General features: G+C 65.8%; 18 protein-coding genes and 4 pseudogenes. 16 read left to right on the forward strand and 6 right to left on the reverse strand.

From position 1 onward, the window contains the following. Position 1: 1 nt before the first annotated feature. The 3 genes from AB0I53_RS17345 to AB0I53_RS17355 are packed head-to-tail and all read right to left on the reverse strand — an operon-like array spanning position 2 to position 3,134. Positions 2-874, reverse strand: coding sequence for a carbohydrate ABC transporter permease (locus tag AB0I53_RS17345; RefSeq protein WP_358603314.1), 873 nt, complete (start codon positions 872-874; stop codon positions 2-4). Beyond that, a complete protein-coding gene (locus tag AB0I53_RS17350) occupies positions 871-1,794 on the reverse strand; it encodes a sugar ABC transporter permease (protein WP_358603316.1) in 924 nt (307 codons plus the stop codon). Before AB0I53_RS17350 ends, AB0I53_RS17345 begins: the two co-directional genes overlap by 4 nt. A gap of 2 nt (positions 1,795-1,796) precedes the next feature. Continuing rightward, positions 1,797-3,134: a sugar ABC transporter substrate-binding protein gene (locus tag AB0I53_RS17355; RefSeq protein WP_358603318.1), complete on the reverse strand. Its 1,338-nt coding sequence runs from the start codon at positions 3,132-3,134 to the stop codon at positions 1,797-1,799. A 283-nt stretch (positions 3,135-3,417) separates the two neighbouring features. On the opposite strand from AB0I53_RS17355, the gene AB0I53_RS17360 reads away from it, so the two are divergent. Next, the gene (locus AB0I53_RS17360; protein WP_358603320.1) at positions 3,418-5,304 is read left to right on the forward strand and encodes a hypothetical protein; all 1,887 of its coding nucleotides are present in this window, start codon (positions 3,418-3,420) and stop codon (positions 5,302-5,304) included. A 638-nt stretch (positions 5,305-5,942) separates the two neighbouring features. Here the strand turns inward: AB0I53_RS17360 and AB0I53_RS17365 are convergent. After that, entirely contained in the window at positions 5,943-6,710 is a 768-nt protein-coding gene (locus AB0I53_RS17365; RefSeq protein WP_358603323.1) for an IclR family transcriptional regulator, read from the reverse strand. A 243-nt stretch (positions 6,711-6,953) separates the two neighbouring features. On the opposite strand from AB0I53_RS17365, the gene AB0I53_RS17370 reads away from it, so the two are divergent. The 11 genes and pseudogenes from AB0I53_RS17370 to AB0I53_RS17420 all read left to right on the forward strand — a co-directional run. Next, positions 6,954-8,546: an MFS transporter gene (locus AB0I53_RS17370; RefSeq protein ID WP_358603326.1), complete on the forward strand. Its 1,593-nt coding sequence runs from the start codon at positions 6,954-6,956 to the stop codon at positions 8,544-8,546. Positions 8,547-8,571: 25 nt separating this feature from the next. After that, complete coding sequence (locus AB0I53_RS17375) at positions 8,572-9,627, forward strand: aromatic ring-hydroxylating dioxygenase subunit alpha (protein WP_358603329.1); 1,056 nt, start codon at positions 8,572-8,574, stop codon at positions 9,625-9,627. After that, positions 9,624-9,878 carry a hypothetical protein gene (locus tag AB0I53_RS17380; protein WP_358497355.1) on the forward strand — a complete coding sequence of 85 codons (255 nt, stop codon included), beginning with the start codon at positions 9,624-9,626 and terminating at the stop codon, positions 9,876-9,878. The genes AB0I53_RS17375 and AB0I53_RS17380 overlap by 4 nt, the downstream gene beginning before the upstream one ends. Then, on the forward strand, positions 9,875-10,849 hold the full coding sequence (locus AB0I53_RS17385; RefSeq protein WP_358603332.1) for a PDR/VanB family oxidoreductase: 975 nt from the start codon (positions 9,875-9,877) through the stop codon (positions 10,847-10,849). The genes AB0I53_RS17380 and AB0I53_RS17385 overlap by 4 nt, the downstream gene beginning before the upstream one ends. A 15-nt stretch (positions 10,850-10,864) precedes the next feature. Next, positions 10,865-12,073 carry a cytochrome P450 gene (locus tag AB0I53_RS17390; RefSeq protein ID WP_358603335.1) on the forward strand — a complete coding sequence of 403 codons (1,209 nt, stop codon included), beginning with the start codon at positions 10,865-10,867 and terminating at the stop codon, positions 12,071-12,073. Between the two features lie 29 nt (positions 12,074-12,102). Continuing rightward, a pseudogene (locus AB0I53_RS17395) lies at positions 12,103-12,354 on the forward strand (S-(hydroxymethyl)mycothiol dehydrogenase); the annotation flags it as partial. After that, positions 12,354-13,196 (forward strand): aldehyde dehydrogenase family protein, encoded by an 843-nt coding sequence (locus AB0I53_RS17400; RefSeq protein WP_358603338.1) that lies wholly within the window; start codon positions 12,354-12,356, stop codon positions 13,194-13,196. The pseudogene AB0I53_RS17395 and the gene AB0I53_RS17400, both read left to right, overlap by 1 nt. Then, positions 13,111-13,314: pseudogene (locus AB0I53_RS17405) on the forward strand (aldo/keto reductase); the annotation flags it as partial. The gene AB0I53_RS17400 and the pseudogene AB0I53_RS17405, both read left to right, overlap by 86 nt. Then, positions 13,308-13,451, forward strand: a pseudogene (locus AB0I53_RS17410) (DUF1348 family protein); the annotation flags it as partial. The pseudogenes AB0I53_RS17405 and AB0I53_RS17410, both read left to right, overlap by 7 nt. A 95-nt stretch (positions 13,452-13,546) precedes the next feature. After that, the gene (locus AB0I53_RS17415; RefSeq protein ID WP_358603395.1) at positions 13,547-13,663 is read left to right on the forward strand and encodes a hypothetical protein; all 117 of its coding nucleotides are present in this window, start codon (positions 13,547-13,549) and stop codon (positions 13,661-13,663) included. Further along, a pseudogene (locus AB0I53_RS17420) lies at positions 13,620-13,730 on the forward strand (transposase); the annotation flags it as partial. The gene AB0I53_RS17415 and the pseudogene AB0I53_RS17420, both read left to right, overlap by 44 nt. 57 nt (positions 13,731-13,787) lie before the next feature. Here AB0I53_RS17420 and larC read toward each other — a convergent pair. Further along, a complete protein-coding gene (gene larC / locus AB0I53_RS17425) occupies positions 13,788-14,087 on the reverse strand; it encodes a nickel insertion protein (protein ID WP_358603398.1) in 300 nt (99 codons plus the stop codon). A gap of 157 nt (positions 14,088-14,244) precedes the next feature. After that, complete coding sequence (locus tag AB0I53_RS17430; protein ID WP_358603341.1) at positions 14,245-15,180, reverse strand: LysR family transcriptional regulator; 936 nt, start codon at positions 15,178-15,180, stop codon at positions 14,245-14,247. Positions 15,181-15,353: 173 nt separating this feature from the next. On the opposite strand from AB0I53_RS17430, the gene AB0I53_RS17435 reads away from it, so the two are divergent. The 4 genes from AB0I53_RS17435 to AB0I53_RS17450 all read left to right on the forward strand — a co-directional run bounded on the left by AB0I53_RS17435 (position 15,354) and on the right by AB0I53_RS17450 (position 20,734). Then, positions 15,354-16,532, forward strand: a complete 1,179-nt coding sequence (locus AB0I53_RS17435) for an FAD-binding oxidoreductase (RefSeq protein WP_358603343.1) — start codon at positions 15,354-15,356, stop codon at positions 16,530-16,532. A gap of 72 nt (positions 16,533-16,604) precedes the next feature. Further along, complete coding sequence (locus AB0I53_RS17440; RefSeq protein WP_358603345.1) at positions 16,605-17,996, forward strand: VOC family protein; 1,392 nt, start codon at positions 16,605-16,607, stop codon at positions 17,994-17,996. 33 nt (positions 17,997-18,029) lie between these two features. Further along, on the forward strand, positions 18,030-19,568 hold the full coding sequence (locus AB0I53_RS17445) for an aldehyde dehydrogenase family protein (protein ID WP_358603348.1): 1,539 nt from the start codon (positions 18,030-18,032) through the stop codon (positions 19,566-19,568). Then, positions 19,565-20,734 carry a Glu/Leu/Phe/Val dehydrogenase dimerization domain-containing protein gene (locus tag AB0I53_RS17450; protein ID WP_358603351.1) on the forward strand — a complete coding sequence of 390 codons (1,170 nt, stop codon included), beginning with the start codon at positions 19,565-19,567 and terminating at the stop codon, positions 20,732-20,734. The genes AB0I53_RS17445 and AB0I53_RS17450 overlap by 4 nt, the downstream gene beginning before the upstream one ends. The last annotated feature ends 75 nt before the right edge of the window (positions 20,735-20,809 follow it).

The raw sequence follows: 20,809 nt of genomic DNA on the forward strand, positions 1-20,809 counted from the left end.
TTCACTCCTTGACGGCTCCGGCGAGCAGGCCGGAGACGAAGTGGCGTTGGAGGGCCAGGAAAACGAGTGCCATCGGAATGGCAGCGATGGCGGTTCCGGTGAGGATGGCGCCGTAGTCGGTGTCGTCCAGTCCTTGCAGGGAGGCGAGTGCGACGGGGATCGTGTAGGAGGCGCTGTCGCGGAGGACGATCAGCGGCCAGATGAAGTCGTTCCACTGGAAGAGGAAGAGGAAGATGGCCAGGGCGGCCAGGGCGGGCTTCATCGGCGGAAGCACGACACGCAGGAAGATGCGGAACTCCCCGCAGCCGTCCATGCGTCCGGCGTCAAGCAGCTCGTCGGGAAGGGCGGCCATGGACTGGCGCATCAAGAAAATCCCGAAGGGCAGTGCCAGGTTCGGCATGATCACGGCCTGGTAGGTGTTGAGCCACTGCCACTCCGCCATCATCTTGAACAGTGGGACCAAGGTGACTTGGTTGGGGACGACCAGACCCAGCATCAGCAAACCGAACAGCCAGTCACGCCCGTTGAAGTGGTACTTGGCGAAGGCGTAGCCGGCGAGCGTGCATACCAGGCCCGCGCAGAGGGTGTAGATGCCCGCGATGAGCAGGGAGTTGAGCACGACCTGACCGAAGTGCGCCGTCTCCTGGAGACTGGAGAGGTTCTGCGCCAGATGTCCGCCGGGTAGCAGTGGTGGAGGGGAGCTGAAGATGTCGGCACTGCTGTGGGTGCTGCCGATGACGACCCAGTAAAAGGGAAGAACTACTGCTGCGAGAGCGATGGCCAGCCCGGACGTGAGCAAGATGCTCTTGCCCGCGAAGCGGCGAGGCGCGCGGGTGCCTGAAGCCGGGATGACACCACTCGAGGGTTGCTTCATGACTTCCCTCCCAGGACCCGGAACTGAATCAGGCCGAGGACTCCGATCAGCACGGCGAGCACATAGGCGATGGCCGAGGCGTAGCCGAAGTCGAAGTAGGTGAAAGCGTTCTGGTACAGGTACACGCCGATGGTGAGCGTGGCGTTGTCCGGGCCGCCGCGGGTGAGTACGTACGGCTCGTCGAAGACCTGCAGGGTGCCGATGGTGGAAAGCACCGTGGTGAGCAGGATCGTCGGCCGCAGCCCCGGGAGCGTCACATGCCGGAAGGACTGCCAGGCGCTCGTACCGTCGACGGCAACGGCGTCGTAGAGCTCGCTGGGGATGGTCTGCAGTCTCGCGAGCAGGATGACGGCGTTGTAGCCGGTGTAGTGCCAGGTCAGTACGAGGCCCAGGGCGATCTGCGCCCACAGCGGGTCGGTGAGCCATGGCACCTCACCGATGCCGATGAGCGAGAGCAGCCAGTTGACCAGCCCGTACTGCTGGTTGAGGAGTGTGGAGAAAATGATTCCGTAGGCGACGAGGCCGGTGGTCATCGGCAGGAAGAACCCGAGGCGGAAGACCGAACGCGCCCGCAGGACAGTGGAGTTGAGCGCGACCGCCAGACCGGTGGCGAGCGCGAGCATCAGCGGCACCTGGATCACCAGGATGATGACGGTGTTCTGCAGGGCGGTCCAGAATAGAGGGTCGGCGAACAGCCGGGCGTAGTTGTCGAAGCCGACGTAGGTGTCGACCCCCTCGACCGACTTGAAGAGGCTGAGGACGAACGACCAGCCGATGGGGTAGAGCTTGAACGTGGCGAACAGTATCGCGGCGGGCAGGATGAACGCGTACGGCGCGAGACGGCGCGCGCTCGGACGCGACCGCGGGCTTCGCCCCGCTCTCCGCGGCGCGGGCGCGGTGTGTGTTTGCGTGGCAGACATGGTCATTGGGCCACCTTGCGTGCGGTCTGCGCGGCCAGTTGGTCAGCGGCTCGGCGCAGTTCGGTGGCCGGGTCGGCCCCTCGGAGCAGAACCCTGGTCTGTGCGTCGGTGACCGCTTTGAGCGCGCGGGCGTAGTCAGAGGTGTAGTTGAAGGCTTGGGAGTCGGCGCTGAGCGCTTTGTAGAAGATCTCGCCTTTCTTCTGACCGCTGAAGAATTTCGACGGTTGATGGAAGAAGGGGTCCTCGTACGCCGCCAGCAGGGCCGGGGCAATGCCCTTGTTCTTGTAGATCTCAACCTGGGACTGAGGCCGGGTGAGAACGAACTCGACGAAGTTCCAGGCAGCGGCCTGTTGGTGGCTGGTGCCGGAGATGGCGAGGTGGGTGGAGTTCACGGTGGCGACGTTGGTGCCGCCGGGCCGGACGGCGGGCGGCAGGCGCACCCCCCATAGTCCGGCCTCGTCGGGAACGGCTTCCTCGATTTCGTCACCGAACCAGGTCGGCCATGGCAGTACCGCCGCGGTACCGCTCTTGATCGAGCTGATCAGGGCGTTCATGCCGCCAGAAATGTCGTTCACCAGGCCGGCGTCGTTCATCCGCTTGATGAGCGTCATGGCTCTCACAGCTTCGGGAGAACTGACCATGATCTCGCCGTCGAGATTGAAGTACGTGGAGCCCTGCAACTGGAGCAGCAGCTGGAAGAAGTTGGCCGAGTCCTGTTGCGAGGCGGGCTTGTCGATGCCGAGCAGGTGCTTGCCGGTCTTCTCCTTGATCTTCAGACCGGCCTCGATGGCGTCATCCCAGGTTTCGAGGGCATCCACGTCCACACCGGCGTCCTCGAAAACGTCGGCACGGTAGTAGAAGCCGCCGGAATTGGCTTCCCAGGGCAGCGCGTCGATCCGCGATCCCTTCGGGGAGACCGTCCGCCAGAGACCTTCAGAGAAGGCTGTCTGGTACTTGCCCGCGCTGAGTGCACTCAGGTCGGCGAGCTGCCCGGGGAACCGGTCCGTGTATGCGGGCAGGTAGTCGACACCGATGTGCAGCACGTCCGCGAGCCCTGCGCCACCAGCCGCCATCGAAGTGGTGATCTTGTCCCAGATGGCCGGATTTCCGATGTCCTGGACCGTGACCTTGATGCCCGGGTACAGCTCGTTGAACTTCGGTACCAGAGCCCGCATCTCAGCGGCCGGCCCCGCCCAGCTCCATACCGTGATATCGCCCTTCGCCGGGTCACCGACCGAGCCGACACGCGCTTCAGAGGAACAGGCAGCGAGGCCGCTCAGACCTGCGCTCACGGCGAGAGCCCCGCCAAGTCCCAGCACTCTGCGACGACTCATGTTCATGCTCAACCACCTCTGCCTGTGGCTCGGATGCCGACCTCCCTCGGGAGCAGGTCCGGCGCGGGGAGGCTAACAATGAGCCGAAATCACTTGCAATATTTCAATGAAAACTTTCTGCTCGATCCCACCAATCAGACCTGCATGGACCTTGAAAGTCTGTGGGTCGGACGGTTAACTTTCGGCCACCCCGTCCTCCACCTTCTGGAGTGAGCCAGCCATGAGACGCCCCCCTCCCGCACGCCTTGCGACCATCGCCGCGCTTGTCACCCTGGCCCCGCTGACGCCGGTGATCCTGGGGGATTCAGCCGCGGCGGCATCGACACCACTCAGCATCGAGAACCCCGGATTCGAGGAGGGAACCGCAGGCTGGGACGTCACTTCCGGTGCCGGAGTGGCCACCAATCAGCCCCACGGTGGCGCAAAGTTGGCCTACCTCGACGGGGGAGACGGAAAGAAGGTTTCGCAGAAGATCACGGCACCAAGTGATGGTGTTTACGACTTTTCAGCCTGGATCGCCACGGGGGGTGCTGGCGGGAAGTTCGTTGCCCGCGTCAATGGCACCACGGCTGGATCGGTGGACCTGCCCAGCCGGCCCACCTATGCCCGATACACCCTCAGCCGGATCGCGTTGAAGAGCGGCGACGAGCTGGAGCTCGCCTTCGAATCGGGCAGCGGCTGGGTCAACGCCGACGACCTCATGGTCTCGCCCGCCGCGCCCGTCGACCCTGTGGTCTCGTCGTCTGACCCGAAGCTCGTCGAGATGTTCAACTGGTCGAAGCGCAAAGCCAACAGCTGGGTGCAGCAGCCGGGCACGAACGGACCGCTCAACGTCGACGAGCACAACACCACGGGCACCGGTATGGGCGTCTACGGCTTCTCCTACTGGGCCGGCTACGCCCATCGCAGCGGCTACTACTCACGCGACATGGCCCACCAGATCAGCGGCGCCTCGGTCCTCGGCTTGAGCGACGCGAACAAGGCCATGCTCAGCGCGTTCGCCGCGTCCGCGACCGAGGAGCACAACTACTACCCGGTGTGGTCCTTCAACTTCGACAACAAGACACGCCTGTCCATCGACTACGCCAGCCCCAGCTCCTTCGTCCGCGAGGTACCAGCCACCTTCGAACTGGTCGAGAAAGCGAACGAGGCATACCGCTGGAGCGGAGACAGCGCCTACGTCGACGACAGCACGCTCTGGGACTTCTACCGCCACGCGACGAAGGAGTTCGTCGAGCGCCACGACGGCAACAAGCCCAACGGCGTCGCGGAGGGCACGGGCAAGGGCATCTTCGCCGGAGCCGCCAGCTACAACGAGGCGAGCGACGAACCGCTCGCCGAGGCAGGCGACGCCATCGGGGCCCAATACCAGGCTTACCGGGCGATGTCCGAGCTGGCCGGGAGCAAAGGCGACAACGCTCTGGCCGAGGAGTACCGGAAGAAGGCCGACGAGCTAAAGGAATACTTCAACTCCACCTGGAGCGGTTCCGGTTCGGGGGAATCCATGATCCGCGCCTACACCACCGACGGTGAGCCTCTCACCGGCTGGGGCAAGGAGAACAGCTGGTTCATGCCCATGAAGCAGATCATGGATCCGGGTCCGCGCACCGACGCCTACCTGGACTACATCGACGAGCAGGCCAGCGGCAGCGGGAAGCCCGCGAACATCGAGGCAATCTCCTACCTTCCCGACACCTTCTTCGCCTACCAGCGCAACGACACTGCCTGGAAGTGGATGCAGTACGTCTACGACAAGCGCAACGACCAGCATCCCGTTGCCAAGCAGGGCCCCAACGGCGACTATCCCGAGGTCTCTTACACCTTGCTCAGCCAGACCGTCGAGGGCCTCATGGGTGTCGAGCCCAACGCCCCGGCCAAGTCCCTCAGCACCCAGTCCCGCATGCCCTCCGACATGGACTGGCTGCAGATCAAGGAAATCAAGATCGGTGGCAACACTTTCACGCTGCGCCACGACGGGGTGATCAAATCGGCCCTGACGAACGATACGGGCTCCGACAGCTACATCTGGCAGGCCCGTTTCCCGGGCAAGCACTCCACGATCAAGGTTGACGGCAAGGACCGGCCGGCGAAGACCGAGGAGATCAACGGAAAAACCTACAGCTTCACCGAGGTCTCCGTCGCTCCGAACCAGACCGTCACTGCAGAAGTCGCATAGGAACATCGTCCCCTGTCGGCCATCGACGAGCTCGGTCGTGACCACCACCCCCGTCTACGCGGAGCGCGGGCATCGTTCGTCGCAGTGGACCCGGCCGCGGCATCGTTCCGGGTGACCCTTAACCAGGACGGCACGGTGCCTCAAGCCGCCGATAACGATGTCACCTACGGAATCCACGTTGTCTCTCCCCTCTGCTCGGTGCCGACCGGCTCAAAGGTCTCGGATCGGTGCCGCGGGTGGATCGCCGAAGCTCCCGGCTAAAGCTGGGATGACGAGGCGACTGAGAAAGGCGAGGAAGCCGCCGGAGGTGGATTCCTCTGTCGCACCGATGCCGAAGAACGCCCTGGCCATGCCCGCCAGCTGCACCCGCACCAGCGCGAAACGCGAGCGTCCATGAGACAGCTACCGAACTGAGCTGTCCCTCCTGTCAGCTGCCTGGGCAGCCTCCATACGTACGGCGGCAGGAAGCCGACAGAGAATGCACCAGGCGGGTGCGCTGCAGGGATCCTGTTCGTGTTCTACGCGGTGATCCGATGTGGGTTCATACCGAAGGAGTTCGGCCGCTGATCTGCCGATCAGCGGCCAGATTGGACGAGCTCTCCGGCGTTCGGGCGGAATGCGTCAATGCACCGCCGTCTTCAGGCTGGGCCGCTCAGTGCTCGGGAGATCGCGCGAGCGCTTGTACGCACTAGCGGGACCAGGGCGTGTGGTGACGTGCCGTCGTTGCGGACGACCAGGGACACCGCGGCGACCACCTGCTCGTGTCCGCCGTAGATGGGAGCGCCGACCGACAATGTGTCGAGTGAAATCTGCCCGTCGCTGATGGAGAATCCGTTGGTCCGAACGTCGGCGAGCATCCGGCGCAACTCTTCGGGGTCGGTGACCGTGTGGCTGGTGTAGCGCTCGATCGACCCGTTGATGACCTCGTCCTGCACGTCTGCGGGGGCGTGCGCGAGCAGGACCAAGCCGACACCGGTCGCGGTGAGTGCGAACCGTCCGCCCACCCGGGTCAGCACGGGCACCGCGCCGGAGCCGGCGATCCGCTCGATGAAGATGACCTCGGTGCCCTCCCTGATGGCCAGCTGCACGTTCTCCCGGGCTATTTGTGAAAGATCTTCAAGAAAGGGCAGTGCGCGTTCCCGCAGGCCCTGACCGCGCGGGGCGAGCGAGCCGAGCTCCCACAACCGCAGCCCGATGCGGTACAGCCCGTCCTCGCCGCGTTCGACGGCACCCCACCCGCATAGCTCGTGCATGAGCCGGTGCGCGGTGGCCACCGGCACCTCCGCCCGCCGAGCGATCTCGCTGAGGGACAGCTCCGGACGCTGCGCGCTGAACGCATCAAGCAGCCGGAGGGCACGGCCCACGACGGGGCCGGTGGAGCCGGCGGGGCGACCTCGACGCGCCATGTCACTCGTCCTCCATCAGATGACACGAACACCTTCGGCCGTGACCCGGTTCAGCTGCAAGGACAAAGCCAGCGAGGTAGCCCGGTGAAAATCCGCTAGCGCAGGTTCCGGTGGACGGTACCAGGGTGCGAGCGCCGCCGGGCACCCCGTGACCAGGCAGTGAGTACCCGATCACCAGGTTTGATCGCTCCTGGGGCCAGCCGCGTAGGAGTCGACCACGCTCGGGCCGGCCGGAGGGCAAGCATGCCTTCTGCTGTTGCCGCAGGGACGCGGTCCAGCTCACATTTGGTCTTCCATTTTATGGAAAGAGCGTTGGTTCGGACGCTGCTCCTGAAGATGCTTCCCGGTACCGGATCGCAAGTCCATGAGCGACTGCCAGGTCTCCGCGCCCGACCGGTGCGGCGGGAGTCGACGAACACGACGCAGTCAACAACGGAGTGCTGCCATGAGACTTTCGCCTGTCCACGGCTTCCGGAGTTCGATCCGATGACCGGCTCCCTGCGGAAAAGCCTCGACGAAGGCCCGATGAACCGCTTCCAGTGGGCGGCCGTTTCGGTCTGCGTGCTGCTCAACATGCTCGACGGGTTTGATGTGCTCGTCATGTCCTTCACGGGCAAGGCCGTCATGGCCGAGTGGGATCTCAGCGGCGCCCAGTTGGGTTTGCTGCTGTCGGCAGGACTGGTTGGCATGGCCGCCGGATCGATGTTGCTCGCGCCCTGGGCCGACCGCGTTGGCCGACGCCCGATGATCCTGCTGTGCCTGGCGATCGCAAGCGCCGGCTTGCTGCTGTCCTCGGTGAGCCAGTCGGCGACCCAGCTCGGTGCGCTGCGGATCGCAACTGGCGTCGGGATCGGGGGAATTCTGGCCAGCAGCAACGTCATCGCCAGCGAATACGCGTCCCGGCGCTGGCGCGGACTAGTGGTCAGCCTGAACTCGACGGGCTATGCGCTCGGCGCGACTTTGGGAGGTCTCGTTTCGGTCGTGCTGCTGGCCGAATTCGGCTGGCGAGCGGTGTTCCTGTTCGGAGGAGTGGCCACGGCTGTCGGGATCCCGGTGGTGTTCGCCTTGTTGCCGGAGTCGCTGGACTTCCTGCTCGCCCGCCGTCCCGCACGTGCACTTGACAAGGTCAACCAGTTGACCCGCAAGCTCGGCCTGCCGACGCTCGACCACCTGCCGGCGGCGCCCGTTGTTCAGGCCGGTGTCGGTGCCGGGTTCCGGAAGCTGCTGTCGTCCGATCTGCGACGCGCCAGCTTTCTGTTGTGGACGGCGTTCTTTCTGGTCATGGCCGGGTTCTACTTCGTCACCAGCTGGACGCCGACGTTGCTGACCAAGGCTGGGCTGTCCACCGCGCAGGGCGTCACGGGAGGCACCCTGCTCAACCTCGGCGGAATCTTCGGTGCCACGTTGCTCGGGTTGCTGGCCGCACGCTTTGCGCTGCGTTCGGTGTTGATCGCCTACGCGCTGTCGACAGCGGTCATGCTGGGTGTGTTCATCGCGGCCACGTCGTCGCTTGCCGCCGCGTTGGTCCTCGGTGCCGCTATCGGTGTGGCGGTCAACGGCTGCGTCGCCGGTCTTTACGCCCTCACGCCCATCATCTACGACTCCGGCGTCCGTGCTACCGGGGTGGGCGCCGCGATCGGGATCGGTCGTATCGGTGCGATCGCCGCGCCTGCGGTTGCCGGAGCGTTGCTCGACGTCGGTTGGACGCCGCAGAGCCTGTACCTGACCGTCGGTGTGGTTTTCGCCGCCACCGCCGTTCTCCTCCTGCTGCTCCGCCCGGCCGTTGCGGCCGAACCCAAGCCCGCGCCCGCGACCAGTGCGCAGAGCACGAACTGAGATTCCCTTCCAAGAGGAGCTGATCATGTCAAGCATTCCGCGGAATCAGTGGTACGTAGCCGCTTACAGCTCTGAGATCGGTCAGGATTTGTTCTCCCGCACCATTTGCGGCGAACCGATCCTGTTCTGGCGCGCCAGGAGTGGACAGGTGACCGCTGTTCCTGATCGGTGCGTGCACCGTCGATTCCCCTTGTCGCAGGCGCCGTCCCGGCTCGTGGACGACCAGGTGGTCTGCGGCTATCACGGATTCACCTACGGAACTGACGGCAAGTGCGTCTTCGTGCCCGGGCAGAACCGGATTCCGCGGACCGCTCGGCTGCTGCCGTACCCGCTCGTCGAGCAGGACTCGTTCGTGTGGGTGTTCATCGGGGACCCGGCGAAGGCCGATGTGTCGAGCATTCCGCGGGCACCGTATTTGGACTCGCCGGCATACACCACCGTGGCCGGGATGGAACCGCTGCAGGCTCGGTTCTCCCTCTTGGTGGACAACCTGCTCGACCTCTCCCACGAGACCTACCTACACGGCGGATACATCGGTACGCCGGAGGTCGCCGCGACCCCGATCACCACTGAGGTCGACGACGACGCCGGCATCGTCTACGTATCCCGACACATGGACGACGCCGAATGCCCGCCCTTCTACGCCAAGCCCACTGGTTTGCAGGGCCGCATCTCGCGCTGGCAGGACATCGAGTACACCCCACCGTGCCTGTACAAGCTGCACAGCCGGATCGCGCCGGTGGGATCCGTTCCGAATCCCGACGGGAGCGACCCCGATGCTTTCCACGTCGAGGTGGTCTACGCGATCACGCCGGAGACCGAGTACTCCACGCACGATTTCTGGTCGGTGGCCCGGGACTTCGCACTCGGCGATGAGGACGTGTCGAAGTTCCTCGCCGAGAACAACCGCACCGTCGTGCTGCAGGACGTGGCGGCCCTCAACGTGCTAGAGAGGGTCGTCTCGGCGGAACCCGAGGGCTACCAGGAATTGTCGATCAACATCGACACTGGTGGGCTTGCGGCGCGTCGTTTGCTCCAGCGCCAGCTCGCCCAGCAGCCCACGTCTGCCGCGAGCTCATGAGCCAGATCCCCGCCAACAACGCCATGCTCTCCGGCGACCGCGTGTACCGCATCCATTGGGTGCTGGGTACTGATCGGTTGCGTGCCGTCTGCCACTGCTCCGCCGAGCGCGAGTTCGAGGACCCGGTGCAGCTCTGGGAATGGCTGCTGGCACACCCCGCCGGGCACCACCCGGCCGAACCCGGACCAGAACTTCCCGGAGGTGAACCGGTCCTGGTTCCAGCCGGAGATCAGGAAGAGAACATCCGATGAAGACCACCCCGCGTGACGAGTACGAACTCGATCTCGTGCTCGAACGCAAGGAAACCATCGCCGACGGCGTCGTCCGGCTTACCCTGTGCCATCCCGACGGGAAGTCGTTGCCCTCCTGGGAACCGGGCGCGCATGTGGACCTCGTGCTCACCGAGAACCTGATCCGCCAGTACTCGCTGTGCGGGGACCCGCGGGATCTGTCCACCTTGCAGGTCACCGTCCTCCGGGAGAAAGCCGGACGGGGAGGCTCGCAGCACGTCCACGACGAGCTGTCCGAGGGACAACTGGTCCACGTCCGCGGGCCCCGCAACAACTTCCCTCTCGTGGACGCCAAGCGCTACTTGTTCATCGCAGGCGGCATCGGCATCACACCGATCCTGCCCATGATCGCCGAGGTCGCGGCGGCGAGGCGGGACTGGCGCCTTGTCTACGGTGGACGGACGCGGAATTCGATAGCATTCCGAAACGACCTCGAAACCCGGTATCCCAGCCACGTCAAGATCCAGCCGCAAGACGAACACGGACTGCTCGACCTGCCTGGCCTGCTGGCCGAGCCAGGGCAGGACGCCACCGACACCGCGATCTACTGCTGTGGGCCAGAGGCCTTGTTGGCGGCCGTCGAGCAGCATTGCACCAGCTGGCCCGCCGGTGCCTTGCACGTCGAGCGATTCGCCCCGAAAGCCGGCGCGACCGGCGGTCCGCGGGAAGCCTTCGAAGTCGAGCTCGCCCAGACCGGCGCGGTCGTGAACGTTTCTGCCGACCGATCCATTCTCGAGGTCGTCGAGGAGTCCGGTGTCACCGTGCTCTCGTCCTGCCAGGAGGGCACCTGCGGCACCTGCGAGACCCCCGTGCTCGGCGGGATACCGGACCACCGCGATTCCGTGCTCACCGACGAGGAGAAGACCGAAGCGGACACCATGATGATCTGCGTGTCCCGGTCGTGCTCTCCGCGTCTGGTCCTCGACCTCTAACCGACGGAGACACCGATGTCCACCACCGTCCCGAACAGCGCCGTCGCCGTCCTCCACGTCGATCCCTTCTCAGAGCGCAATCTCGGCGATCCGTACCCGATGCACGAGCGCCTGCGTGACGCCGGCCCCGTGGTTTATCTCGACCGCTACCGGGTGTGGGCGATGGCCCGCCATCACGAGGTCTATTCCTCACTGACCGACCACGAGACCTTCTGCTCCAGCCGCGGTGTCGGGCTCAGCGATTTCCACGCGGAGAAGCCCTGGCGGGTGCCCAGCCTGCTGCTCGAAGCTGACCCGCCCGATCACACCGTCGCACGCCAGGCCATGGGCAAGGTGATTTCTGCGGGCACTGTGCGCGGTTTCCGCGACACGTTCCGAGCCGAAGCCGAGACGCTCGCCGACGAATTGGTCGCTCGGGGGCACTTCGACGCTGTCACGGATCTCGCTGAGCGCTACCCGCTCAAGGTCTTCCCGGACGCGGTCGGGCTGCCGACCGAGGGCCGGGAGCACTTGTTGCCCTACGGCGGGCTGGCGTTCAACGCCTTCGGCCCGCGCAACGATCTCCTCGAACAGGCTCTGGTCAAGGCTGCACCCGTTCAGGAATGGATCTGGGCCAGCTGCCAGCGTGATGCGCTTGCTCCAGGTGGCCTTGGAGCGCGTCTGTGGGATGCTGCCGACCGCGGCGAGATTTCCGCCGAGCAGGCACCCATGCTCGTGCGATCCCTGTTGTCCGCCGGTGTCGACACCACCGTCTACGGCATCGGTAACACCGTGCAGGCACTTGCAGCCAACCCCGATCAATGGGCTCGGTTGCGCGAGAAGCCGGCGCTGGCGCGCTTCGCCTTCGACGAGGCACTGCGTTACGAGTCCCCGGTTCAAACCTTCTTCCGCACCACGACCCGCAAGGTCGAAGTGTCGGGCGTCCGCATACCCGAAGGGGAAAAGGTCCTGTTGTTCCTGGGCGCGGCGAACCGCGACCCGCGCAAGTGGGGGCCAAGCGCCGACCGGATGGACATCACCCGCAAAGCGGCCGGACATGTCGCCTTCGGCATGGGCATCCACCAATGCGTCGGCCAGCCCATCGCCCGGCTAGAAGTCGAACTCGTGCTCACCGCGCTCGCCCAGCGCATCGAACGGCTCGAACCGGCCGGCGCCACGATTCCCAAGCTGAACAACACGCTCAAGGGCTGGAGCAGTGTGCCCGTCCGGGTCCACGCAGCCTGATCAACATCGCCCTGCCTGTCGCACAGTTCGGTGTGCCCACGCCGGAGACGGAACTGAAGTTGCCGCTGTTGGACGTGTTCGGCCGCGGTGGCGCCTTGAAGTCCTCGTGGTACGGGGACTGCCTGCCGAGCCGCGACTTCCCGATACTGACGGATCTGTACCGGCAGGGCAGGCTTCCGCTGGAGAGGTTCGTGACCGAGGAGATCGCGCTCGACCAGGTCGAGGACGCGTTCGCCAAGATGGAGCGCGGTGAGGTCCTGCGCTCGGTGGTGGTGTTCTGATGACCGCACGCATCGCTCACACGACCACTTCGGGCACGTTTTCCCTAGATGGCCAGACCTTCGACGTCGACAACAACGTGTGGGTGATCGGTGACAACACCGAATGCGTGGTCATCGACGCACCGCACGATGTCCCGGCGATTCAGAAGGTGGTCGACGGGCGTCGTGTGGTGGCGATCCTGGCCACGCATGGACACGACGATCACGTGCGTGCCGCGCCCGCGCTCTCTGAGGCGGTAGGTGCCCCGGTCTTGCTGCACCCGGACGACCACGTGCTGTGGCGCATCACCCACCCCGGCGGCCAGCCCGACGGTGAACTGCGAGATGGCCAGGAAATCCACGTCACAGGCATCACCCTCCACGTGCTGCACACCCCGGGGCATGCCCCTGGTGCGGTCTGCTTCGACGTGCCCGAGCTGGACGCGGTCTTCACCGGCGACACCCTGTTCGCCGGCGGCCCCGGAGCCACCGGACGGTCCTATTCAGACTTCGACGTAATCCTGCGATCGATCAGCGAGAAGCTGTTCGCACTTCCGGACACACGGGTTGTCCACCCCGGACACGGAGCCACCACGACCATCGGAACCGAAAAACCCCATCTAGAGAAGCAGATCGCCGAGACCTGCGGTCGATTGCTGCGCCCGGCCACCCTGGAACTCGGTGGGAAGTCCGCTGCGATCGTGCTTGACGACGCGGACCTGGACCTGGCCGAGATCGGTCAGAGCGCGACATCGCCGAGCGCATCGGCGCCACCACGGCCAGGTAGCGCTCGCCTGGGTTATGGCCCGGGGCGAGTACGTCATCCCCATCTCCGGCGCCAAGAGCCCGAAGTACCTGCTTGAAAACACCGGCGCCGCAGATGTCGAGCTGTGCGCGGCTGATATGACAGAACTCGACGCCCTCCCGGCGGCGCAACCGCTCGGAGTTCGCCACCGGCCGCGGAGATCGTCGCGTTGCTGACCCGCAAGTGGAACACCGAGCTGGACTACCGCCTGATCAAGGAGCGGTGGGCCTACGACGCCAACCGCATCGCCGTGCGGTTCGCCTACGAGCACCGTGATGACGCCGGCAACTGGTTCCGCTCCTACGGCAACGAGAACTGGGAGTTCGACGAGCACGGGCTGATGCACACCCGCCACGCCTCGATCAACACGGAATCGGCATCATCCTGGCCGCCAAGATCCTCGGTCACATCGGCGACGCCACCCGCTTCCCCACCGCCGGCCACTTCGCCAGCTACACCGGCACCGCCCCCCCTGGACACCTCCAGCGGCAACACCACCCGGCACCGCCTCAACACCGGCGGTAACCGGCAACTCAACGCCGTGCTGCACACCATCGCACTCTGCCAATCACGCGGACCCGGCCCAGGACACGCCTACTACCAACCCAACATCACCGAAGGCACAACACCTGCTGAAGCACGCCGAGCACTAAAACGACGCCAACTCGATCCAGTGGTGCACGGTGTTCTTGTGGGTACGTGCAGCCGCCGCACGTACCCACAGCACCGTTCGGCGAGGAAGACACGCAGGGTCTTGATGATGCTTGATGCTGATCGGGTAGCCGTCGACGTTGACCGTGGTGGTTCGGCGAGGGAGCGCGACCCGGTCCAGGAGATAGCGGCGGAGACCGAGGCTCCCGGTCTCTGCGAACAGGATCTGCGCGAGCGTCTCCGCCCCTCCTTTCGTGCGCAGCATGTGAACGACGTGGGCCGGCCGACCTTTCTTCATCGGTGGCGGTCCCGGTATCCGGGCGGCGTCGGATCGACGATCGCCAAGACGCTGCGGGGCGGTCACGGCGACCTACCGAGCCGCGGATATCACGCGGCCGTCGACGCGCAGATCGACGTCCTGCGTGGCTAACCCTGGTCCTTGTTGTGCGAATCGTCTACGGCTCAGCTCCGGTGTCGGAGTCTGTCTGTTCGCGTGCTTCGCGAACGACTTCGGCGAACAGGTCCGTGACAGCCGCGACGGCTGCTGGTTGTGTGGGCTGCGTGCGGCGGACGAGGACGATGTGCCGCTCGATGCGTTCCTCCAGCTCGATCTTGCGCAACCCATCAGGGCGCAGCAGGTCTTCCATGAGGTCGGTCATGGGCGCGACCCCGAGACCCTGAGCGGCGAGTTCCAGGGAGGTTCGGGTGTCAGTGACTTCATGTGCCACCTGTGGTTCGAAGCCGGAGAGTCGACAGGCCGCGTAGAGCGCCCGGGCGTATTGAGTCGCCGCGGGCGGCAGGATCCAGGGCCAGTCTCGTGCGGTGCCGAGGGGCGTCGCACCCGGCGTGTAAAGGTTCGCGGTGACGGCCAAACCAAAGCGTTCCGTGTGGAGCCGGACGAGCTCGGTCCGGGGATCTCTGGGCATGGGTGCATGTGAGTAGTCGATGCCGAGGGCGATGTCCACTTCGCCGTCGCGGACGGCAGCTGCTGTTTCGTCGACGCCGAACTCCCTGCTGGTGATGGTCACCTTCGGGTAGCGCTTCGATGCCTCGGCGATGGTGGGCACGAGCAGCGCGGACGCCGTCGTCGCGAACGTGCCGATGCGGATCGGCCCGGCGACGTCCTGCTCGTCGGCTTCCAGCGCGCCTCTTAAGTCGGCCTCTGCCTGCAGCACGTGCTCGGCGTGCTCGGCCAGGATCATCCCGCTGCGGGTGAGCTGCACTCTCCGTCCCGACTTGGTCGTCAGAGTCCTGCCCGTCGTCTTCTCGAGGTTGGCGAGCTGTTGCGAGACGGCACCCGTGGTGTAGCCGAGCGCGTCGGCGGCGGCAGCCATCGTGCCGCGCCGCGCGAGTTCGCGCAGCGCTCGGAGCTGCCCCATCGTCACGTCCATATAGACATGCTAAACGAATAGCCTGAAAAAACATCGATAGTGCTGACGCTTCTTCCTGCGTACCTTCTAGGAATCCACCGGCCAGGTGGCCTGGATCACGCAGAGCGCACTGCCGCCGGAACGACTCGTCACGTCGCGGATCCCGCAGTGCAACCGAGGTTGAAGGGTGACTCATGCGAGCCGAAGTTGGTAGTCGGGCCGAGCTTCCCCAGCACGCGGAAGTCGTCGTGATCGGGGGTGGCATCGTCGGCGCCAGCATCGCTTACCACCTCGCCGAAGCCGGTGTCACCGATGTCGTGGTGGTCGAGCGCGGCCAGGTGGCCTCGGGATCCTCTGGAAAGCCCATCGGTGGGTTGCGGGCGCAGTTCTCCGACCCGCTCAACATCGCGCTCGGAGCCCGCAGCCTGCAGACCTACGCCCGGTTCCAGTCGTCCATGGGTATCGACATCTCGATGGAGCGGGTGGGGTATCTTTTCCTGCTGCGAGAGCAGGCTGATCTGGCTCGGTTCGAGCGCAGCGTGGCGATTCAAAACGACATGGGCGTGTCCAGCCGGATGATCTCGGCCGCCGAAGCCCAGCGCCTGTGTCCTTACGTGCGCGGCGAGAGCCTTCTCGGGGCCGCGTTCTCCCCGGACGACGGCCATGCTCGTCCGCCCGCAGCCGCACAAGGCTTCCTACACGCCGCCCAGGTTCGCGGGGTGCGTGTGTTCGAACAAACCCTCGTTGTCGACATCAAAACCGACGGTGCGCGCAACATCCGTGAAGTCCAGACCAACAGGGGCGCGGTGCGGACCTCGACGGTCATCGTGGCAGCGGGTGCCTGGTCCAAATCTCTGGGAGCGATGGTCGGTGTCGACCTGGCAGTCGAGCCGCTGCGCCGGCAACTCGTGCTGACCAGGCCGCTGACCCCGACGCCGCCCCGGATTCCGTTCACCATCGATTTCGCTACGTCTTTGTACTTCCACAATTCCGACGACGGGTTCCTGTTGGGCATGTCCGACCCGACGCAGGAGTATGGATTCCACACCCATTACTCCGATGAATGGCTCCCTGCGTTCAACGACGCGGCCCGTGCCTGTGCCCCCGGGTTGGTCGATCTGCCGATCGAACGCGGGTGGGCGGGACTGTACGAGATGACCCCGGACTGCAACGCGCTGATCGGGCAGAGCGACTCGGTGGGCCGATTGCTGTATGCGGCGGGCTTTTCCGGCCATGGCTTCCTGCAAGCCCCCGCCGCCGGGGAGGTGATCCGCGATCTGTACCTCGGTGTGCCTCCTTTCGTGGACGTGACGCCCCTGTCGGCGGATCGGTTCGACGGAAGCCCAGTTCAGCGCGAGCTCAACGTGGTCTGACCGCGCACCCCGAACGGCTCGCTCCCACCCGCCGCATCGGCGCGAACGACAGGGATTAGCAAGGAGAGGAACATGGCTGTTAAGCAATGGGAATTGCGCGCGGCGTTCGCCCAACGGCTGTCGACGATGTACGGCACCGAAGTGCCGGCTTACACGACGCTCGTCGACGTCTCGCACGAGGTAAACCGGGACCTGCTCGCCAAGGACCCCGAACAAGCGCAGCGCCTCGGCAGCATCTCCCGGGTCACCGCCGAACGGCACGGCGCGATTCGTGTGGGCACCCCGGAGGAACTGCGTCAGGTGGGGCAGATCTTCGCCGCGCTGGGGATGCACCCGGTCGGCTTCTATGACCTCCGGGAAGCGGCCGTGAGCGCGGTGCCCGTGGTCTCCACGGCCTTCCGGCCCATCGACGAGGAGGAGCTCGCGCTCAACCCGTTCCGCGTGTTCACGTCACTTCTGACACCCGCGGATCGGCGCTTCTTCAACGCCGACCTCCAGCACCGGCTGGAGAACTTCCTGTCGCGGCGCAGCCTGTTCCCTGCGGAACTGATCAGCCTGGCCGAACGCGCCGAGCGCGATGGAGAACTGGACCAGGCCGACGCCCAACGGTTCCTTGAACTGGCCGTGCGCAGCTTCGAGTTGTCCCACGAACCAGTGGACCGAGCGTGGTACGCGGAGTTGGAGCGGATCTCCAGCGTTGCTGCCGACATCGGTGGCGTGACCACCACTCACATCAACCACCTCACTCCCCGAGTGCTCGACATCGACGAGTTGTACGAGCGGATGGAGCGACGCGGCATCACGATGATCGACGACATCCAGGGACCTCCCCGCTGGGACGGGCCGGACGTGTTGTTGCGCCAGACCTCTTTCCGAGCCCTGGCCGAACCGCGCCGCTTCCGGGAGGCGGACGGATCCGTGACCGAGGACTCGCTGCGGGTCCGGTTCGGTGAGGTGGAAGCGCGTGGAATCGCACTGACCCCGCAGGGACGCGCCACCTACGACGAACTCGTCGCCGAGGTCGACCGCCGTCGCACTGAAACGGGACACGGTCGTGCCGAGGTCGCCGCCAAGGTGTGGGGGCAGCGCTTCCCCCGCTCCGAACCCGAGCTGGCGCGCAAGGACCTCGCGTACTTCACGTTCACCGTCAACACCGCCCACGACCATGCGACGCCACCACCGACGACCTTGCCGGAGCTGATCGACCAGGGGTGGGTCCGGGCCGAGCCGATCGTCTACGAAGACTTCCTCCCCCGTTCGGCGGCCGGCATCTTCCAGTCGAACCTGGCCGGCGACGGCTCGAAGGACCTCACGCAGCAGGCCGCAGACCTCGACGGCGAGTGGATGGCCGGCGTGCTGGAACGCACCCTCCACGACCCCTACGACCTCTACGCGCACCAGCGCGAACGATCGCTGGAATCCGTGCGCCAGGAACTCGGCACGCCGGTCACCGGCTCGTGTTGACAAGAGAAACGACCGAAAAAGGACGAACTTTCCATGTCTGCTAACACTCTGACCACCACGGCCGACCTCGCCGAGCGCGCCCGGGCGGCGCTACGAGCCTGCGGAGCCAGCGGGTACGAGGGCACCGGGACCCATGCGTTCTCCGCTCGCTCGCCGATCACCGGTGAGGATCTGTTCACCGTCGCCGGCTCGTCCGAATCCCAGGTGCGTGAGGCGATCAGCACGGCCAAGGCCGCCTTCCCCGCCTGGCGCGACACGCCCGCGCCGGTGCGCGGGGCGCTGATCAAACGGTTCGGGGAGCTGCTCACCAAGCACAAGCATGACCTGGCGGACCTGGTGACCATCGAGGTCGGCAAGATCGGCTCGGAGGCCCTCGGCGAGGTCCAGGAGATGATCGATATCTGCGATCTCGCCGTGGGAATGTCACGCCAGCTCGAGGGGAGAACGCTGGCCTCCGAGCGCCCCGGGCACAAACTGCTGGAAACCTGGCACCCGCTCGGCGTCGTGGGCGTGATCACCGCCTTCAACTTTCCGTGCGCCCCATGGGCGTGGAACACCGCCGTGGCCCTGGTTTGCGGCGACGCGGTCGTGTGGAAGCCCTCGCAGCTCACCTCCTTGACGGCGCTGGCGTGCTCCGCCCTGCTCGACCGCGCCATCGCGGATGCCGGTGCCCCTGCCGGGATCCATCGGCTGGTGTTGGCTTCGTCCGCTGAGTCGGCTCCGCTGGTCGACAGCCCCGACGTCCCTCTCGTGAGCGCGACCGGCTCCGAACGGCTGGGACGTGAGATCGCGCCCCGCATCGCGGCACGATTCGGCCGCACGATCCTCGAACTTGGCGGGAACAACGCAGCTATCGTCGCGCCATCGGCGGACCTGGACCTGGCCACCCGCGGTATCACGTTCTCCGCCGCGGGCACCGCCGGGCAGCGGTGCACGACGATGCGCCGGTTGATCGTGCACGAAGACATCGCTGACGAGCTCGTCGCCCGACTGACCAAGGTTTACACGGGCCTCAACATCGGTGATCCGTTCTCCGCCGAGACCCTGGTGGGGCCGCTGATCAACGAAGGCGCCTACGCCGCCATGCGCGACGCGCTGGAGCGGGCCGTCGCAGACGGCGGCGAGGTGGTCGTCGGCGGCGAGCGGCGACTGGCCGACTCCGCCGCGCACGGCTACTACGTGGAGCCGGCCATTGTGCGCATGCCCGCGCAGACCGAGGTCATCCGGCAGGAAACGTTCGCGCCGATCCTGTACGTGCTGACCTACCGCACGTTCGACGAAGCCATCGCCCTGCACAACGACGTGCCGCAAGGCCTGTCGTCGAGCATCTTCACCACCGACCAGCGCGAGGCCGAGCGGTTCACCTCCTCGGCCGGTTCCGACTGCGGGATCGCCAACGTCAACATCGGCACTTCCGGTGCCGAGATCGGCGGCGCGTTCGGCGGTGAGAAGACCACCGGCGGCGGCCGTGAATCGGGGTCGGACGCTTGGCGCGGCTACATGCGGCGCGCCACCAACACCATCAACTACTCGACCGAACTCCCGCTGGCCCAGGGGGTGAACTTCGGATGACGCTCGACGATTTCTCGCACGCGGACGAGTGGGGCCCGGAAAAGATCGTGACCGTCGCCGACACCCGCACCGGCATGCGCGGCGTGCTCGTCATCGACAACACGGCTCGGGGCATGGGCAAGGGCGGGACCCGCATGAGCCCAACCCTGACCATCACCGAAGTCGCCCGCCTGGCACGAGTGATGACGTGGAAATGGGCAGGCGTCGACCTGTTCTTCGGCGGCGCCAAAGCGGGAATCCGCTTCGATCCTGCCTCGGCGGACAAAGAAGCGGCGTTGCGCAGTTTCGTGCGGTCGCTGTCCAGCGAGGTACCCGAAGAGTACGTGTTCGGCCTCGACATGGGACTCACCGAGCACGACGCGGCCATCATCCAACACGAACTGGGAGACCGCCGCACCGCGGTCGGCAGCCCCCGCGAACTCGGTGGTGTGCCCTACGACCAGTGGGGCGTCACTGGCTACGGAGTCGCCGAAGCCACCGACGAAGCCGCCCGATGGCACGGACTGAACATCAGTGGTGCTCGTGTCGTGGTGCAGGGCTTCGGAGCCGTTGGTGCCGCGACGGCCGAACGCCTGCACTCCCTCGGCGCACAGGTCGTCTCAGTGTCCACTTCGGAGGGCGCGATCTATACTCCTGATGGGCTTGACGTGCCCGAGCTGCTGCGCGCGAAGTCCGAGTGGGGCGATGGCCTGGTCCACCACGTCGCCGGGGTGAAACACCTCAGCACAGGGGAAGAACTCACCCTGCCCGCGGAAGTTCTGATCCCGGCTGCGAGACAGGACGTCGTCGATGCCGCCACAGCCCGCCAACTATCGGCATCCGTCGTGGCGGAGGGCGCCAACCTGCCGCTGACCGCCGAGGCGCAAACCGTGCTCGCCGAACGCGGCGTCACCGTCGTCCCGGACTTCATCGCCAACGCCGGCGGCGTGGTGGCCGCCGCATACGCGATGGACGCCCGGCACTCGGCCTTTCCCTCGGAACCGAACCAGATCCGCACCGCGGTATCGGAACGGTTGCGGGCCAATACGGTCAACGTGCTCGACGAGAGCGCTCGCACTGAACTCACCACCCACGAAGCGGCCCGACGACTCGCCGAACAGCGCGTGCGTACGGCCATGGAGCTCAGCGGGCGCATCCAGCCCACCAGAGTCTCCGTACGTCACTGAGCAGCACTCGGCGACGGTTGACGACACACCCGCGGTTGTTTGTCATTTCACCGCCAACGCGTGCCTCGCGAGGTG

Source organism: Saccharopolyspora sp. NPDC050389 (assembly GCF_040655595.1).
Classification (GTDB): domain Bacteria; phylum Actinomycetota; class Actinomycetes; order Mycobacteriales; family Pseudonocardiaceae; genus Saccharopolyspora.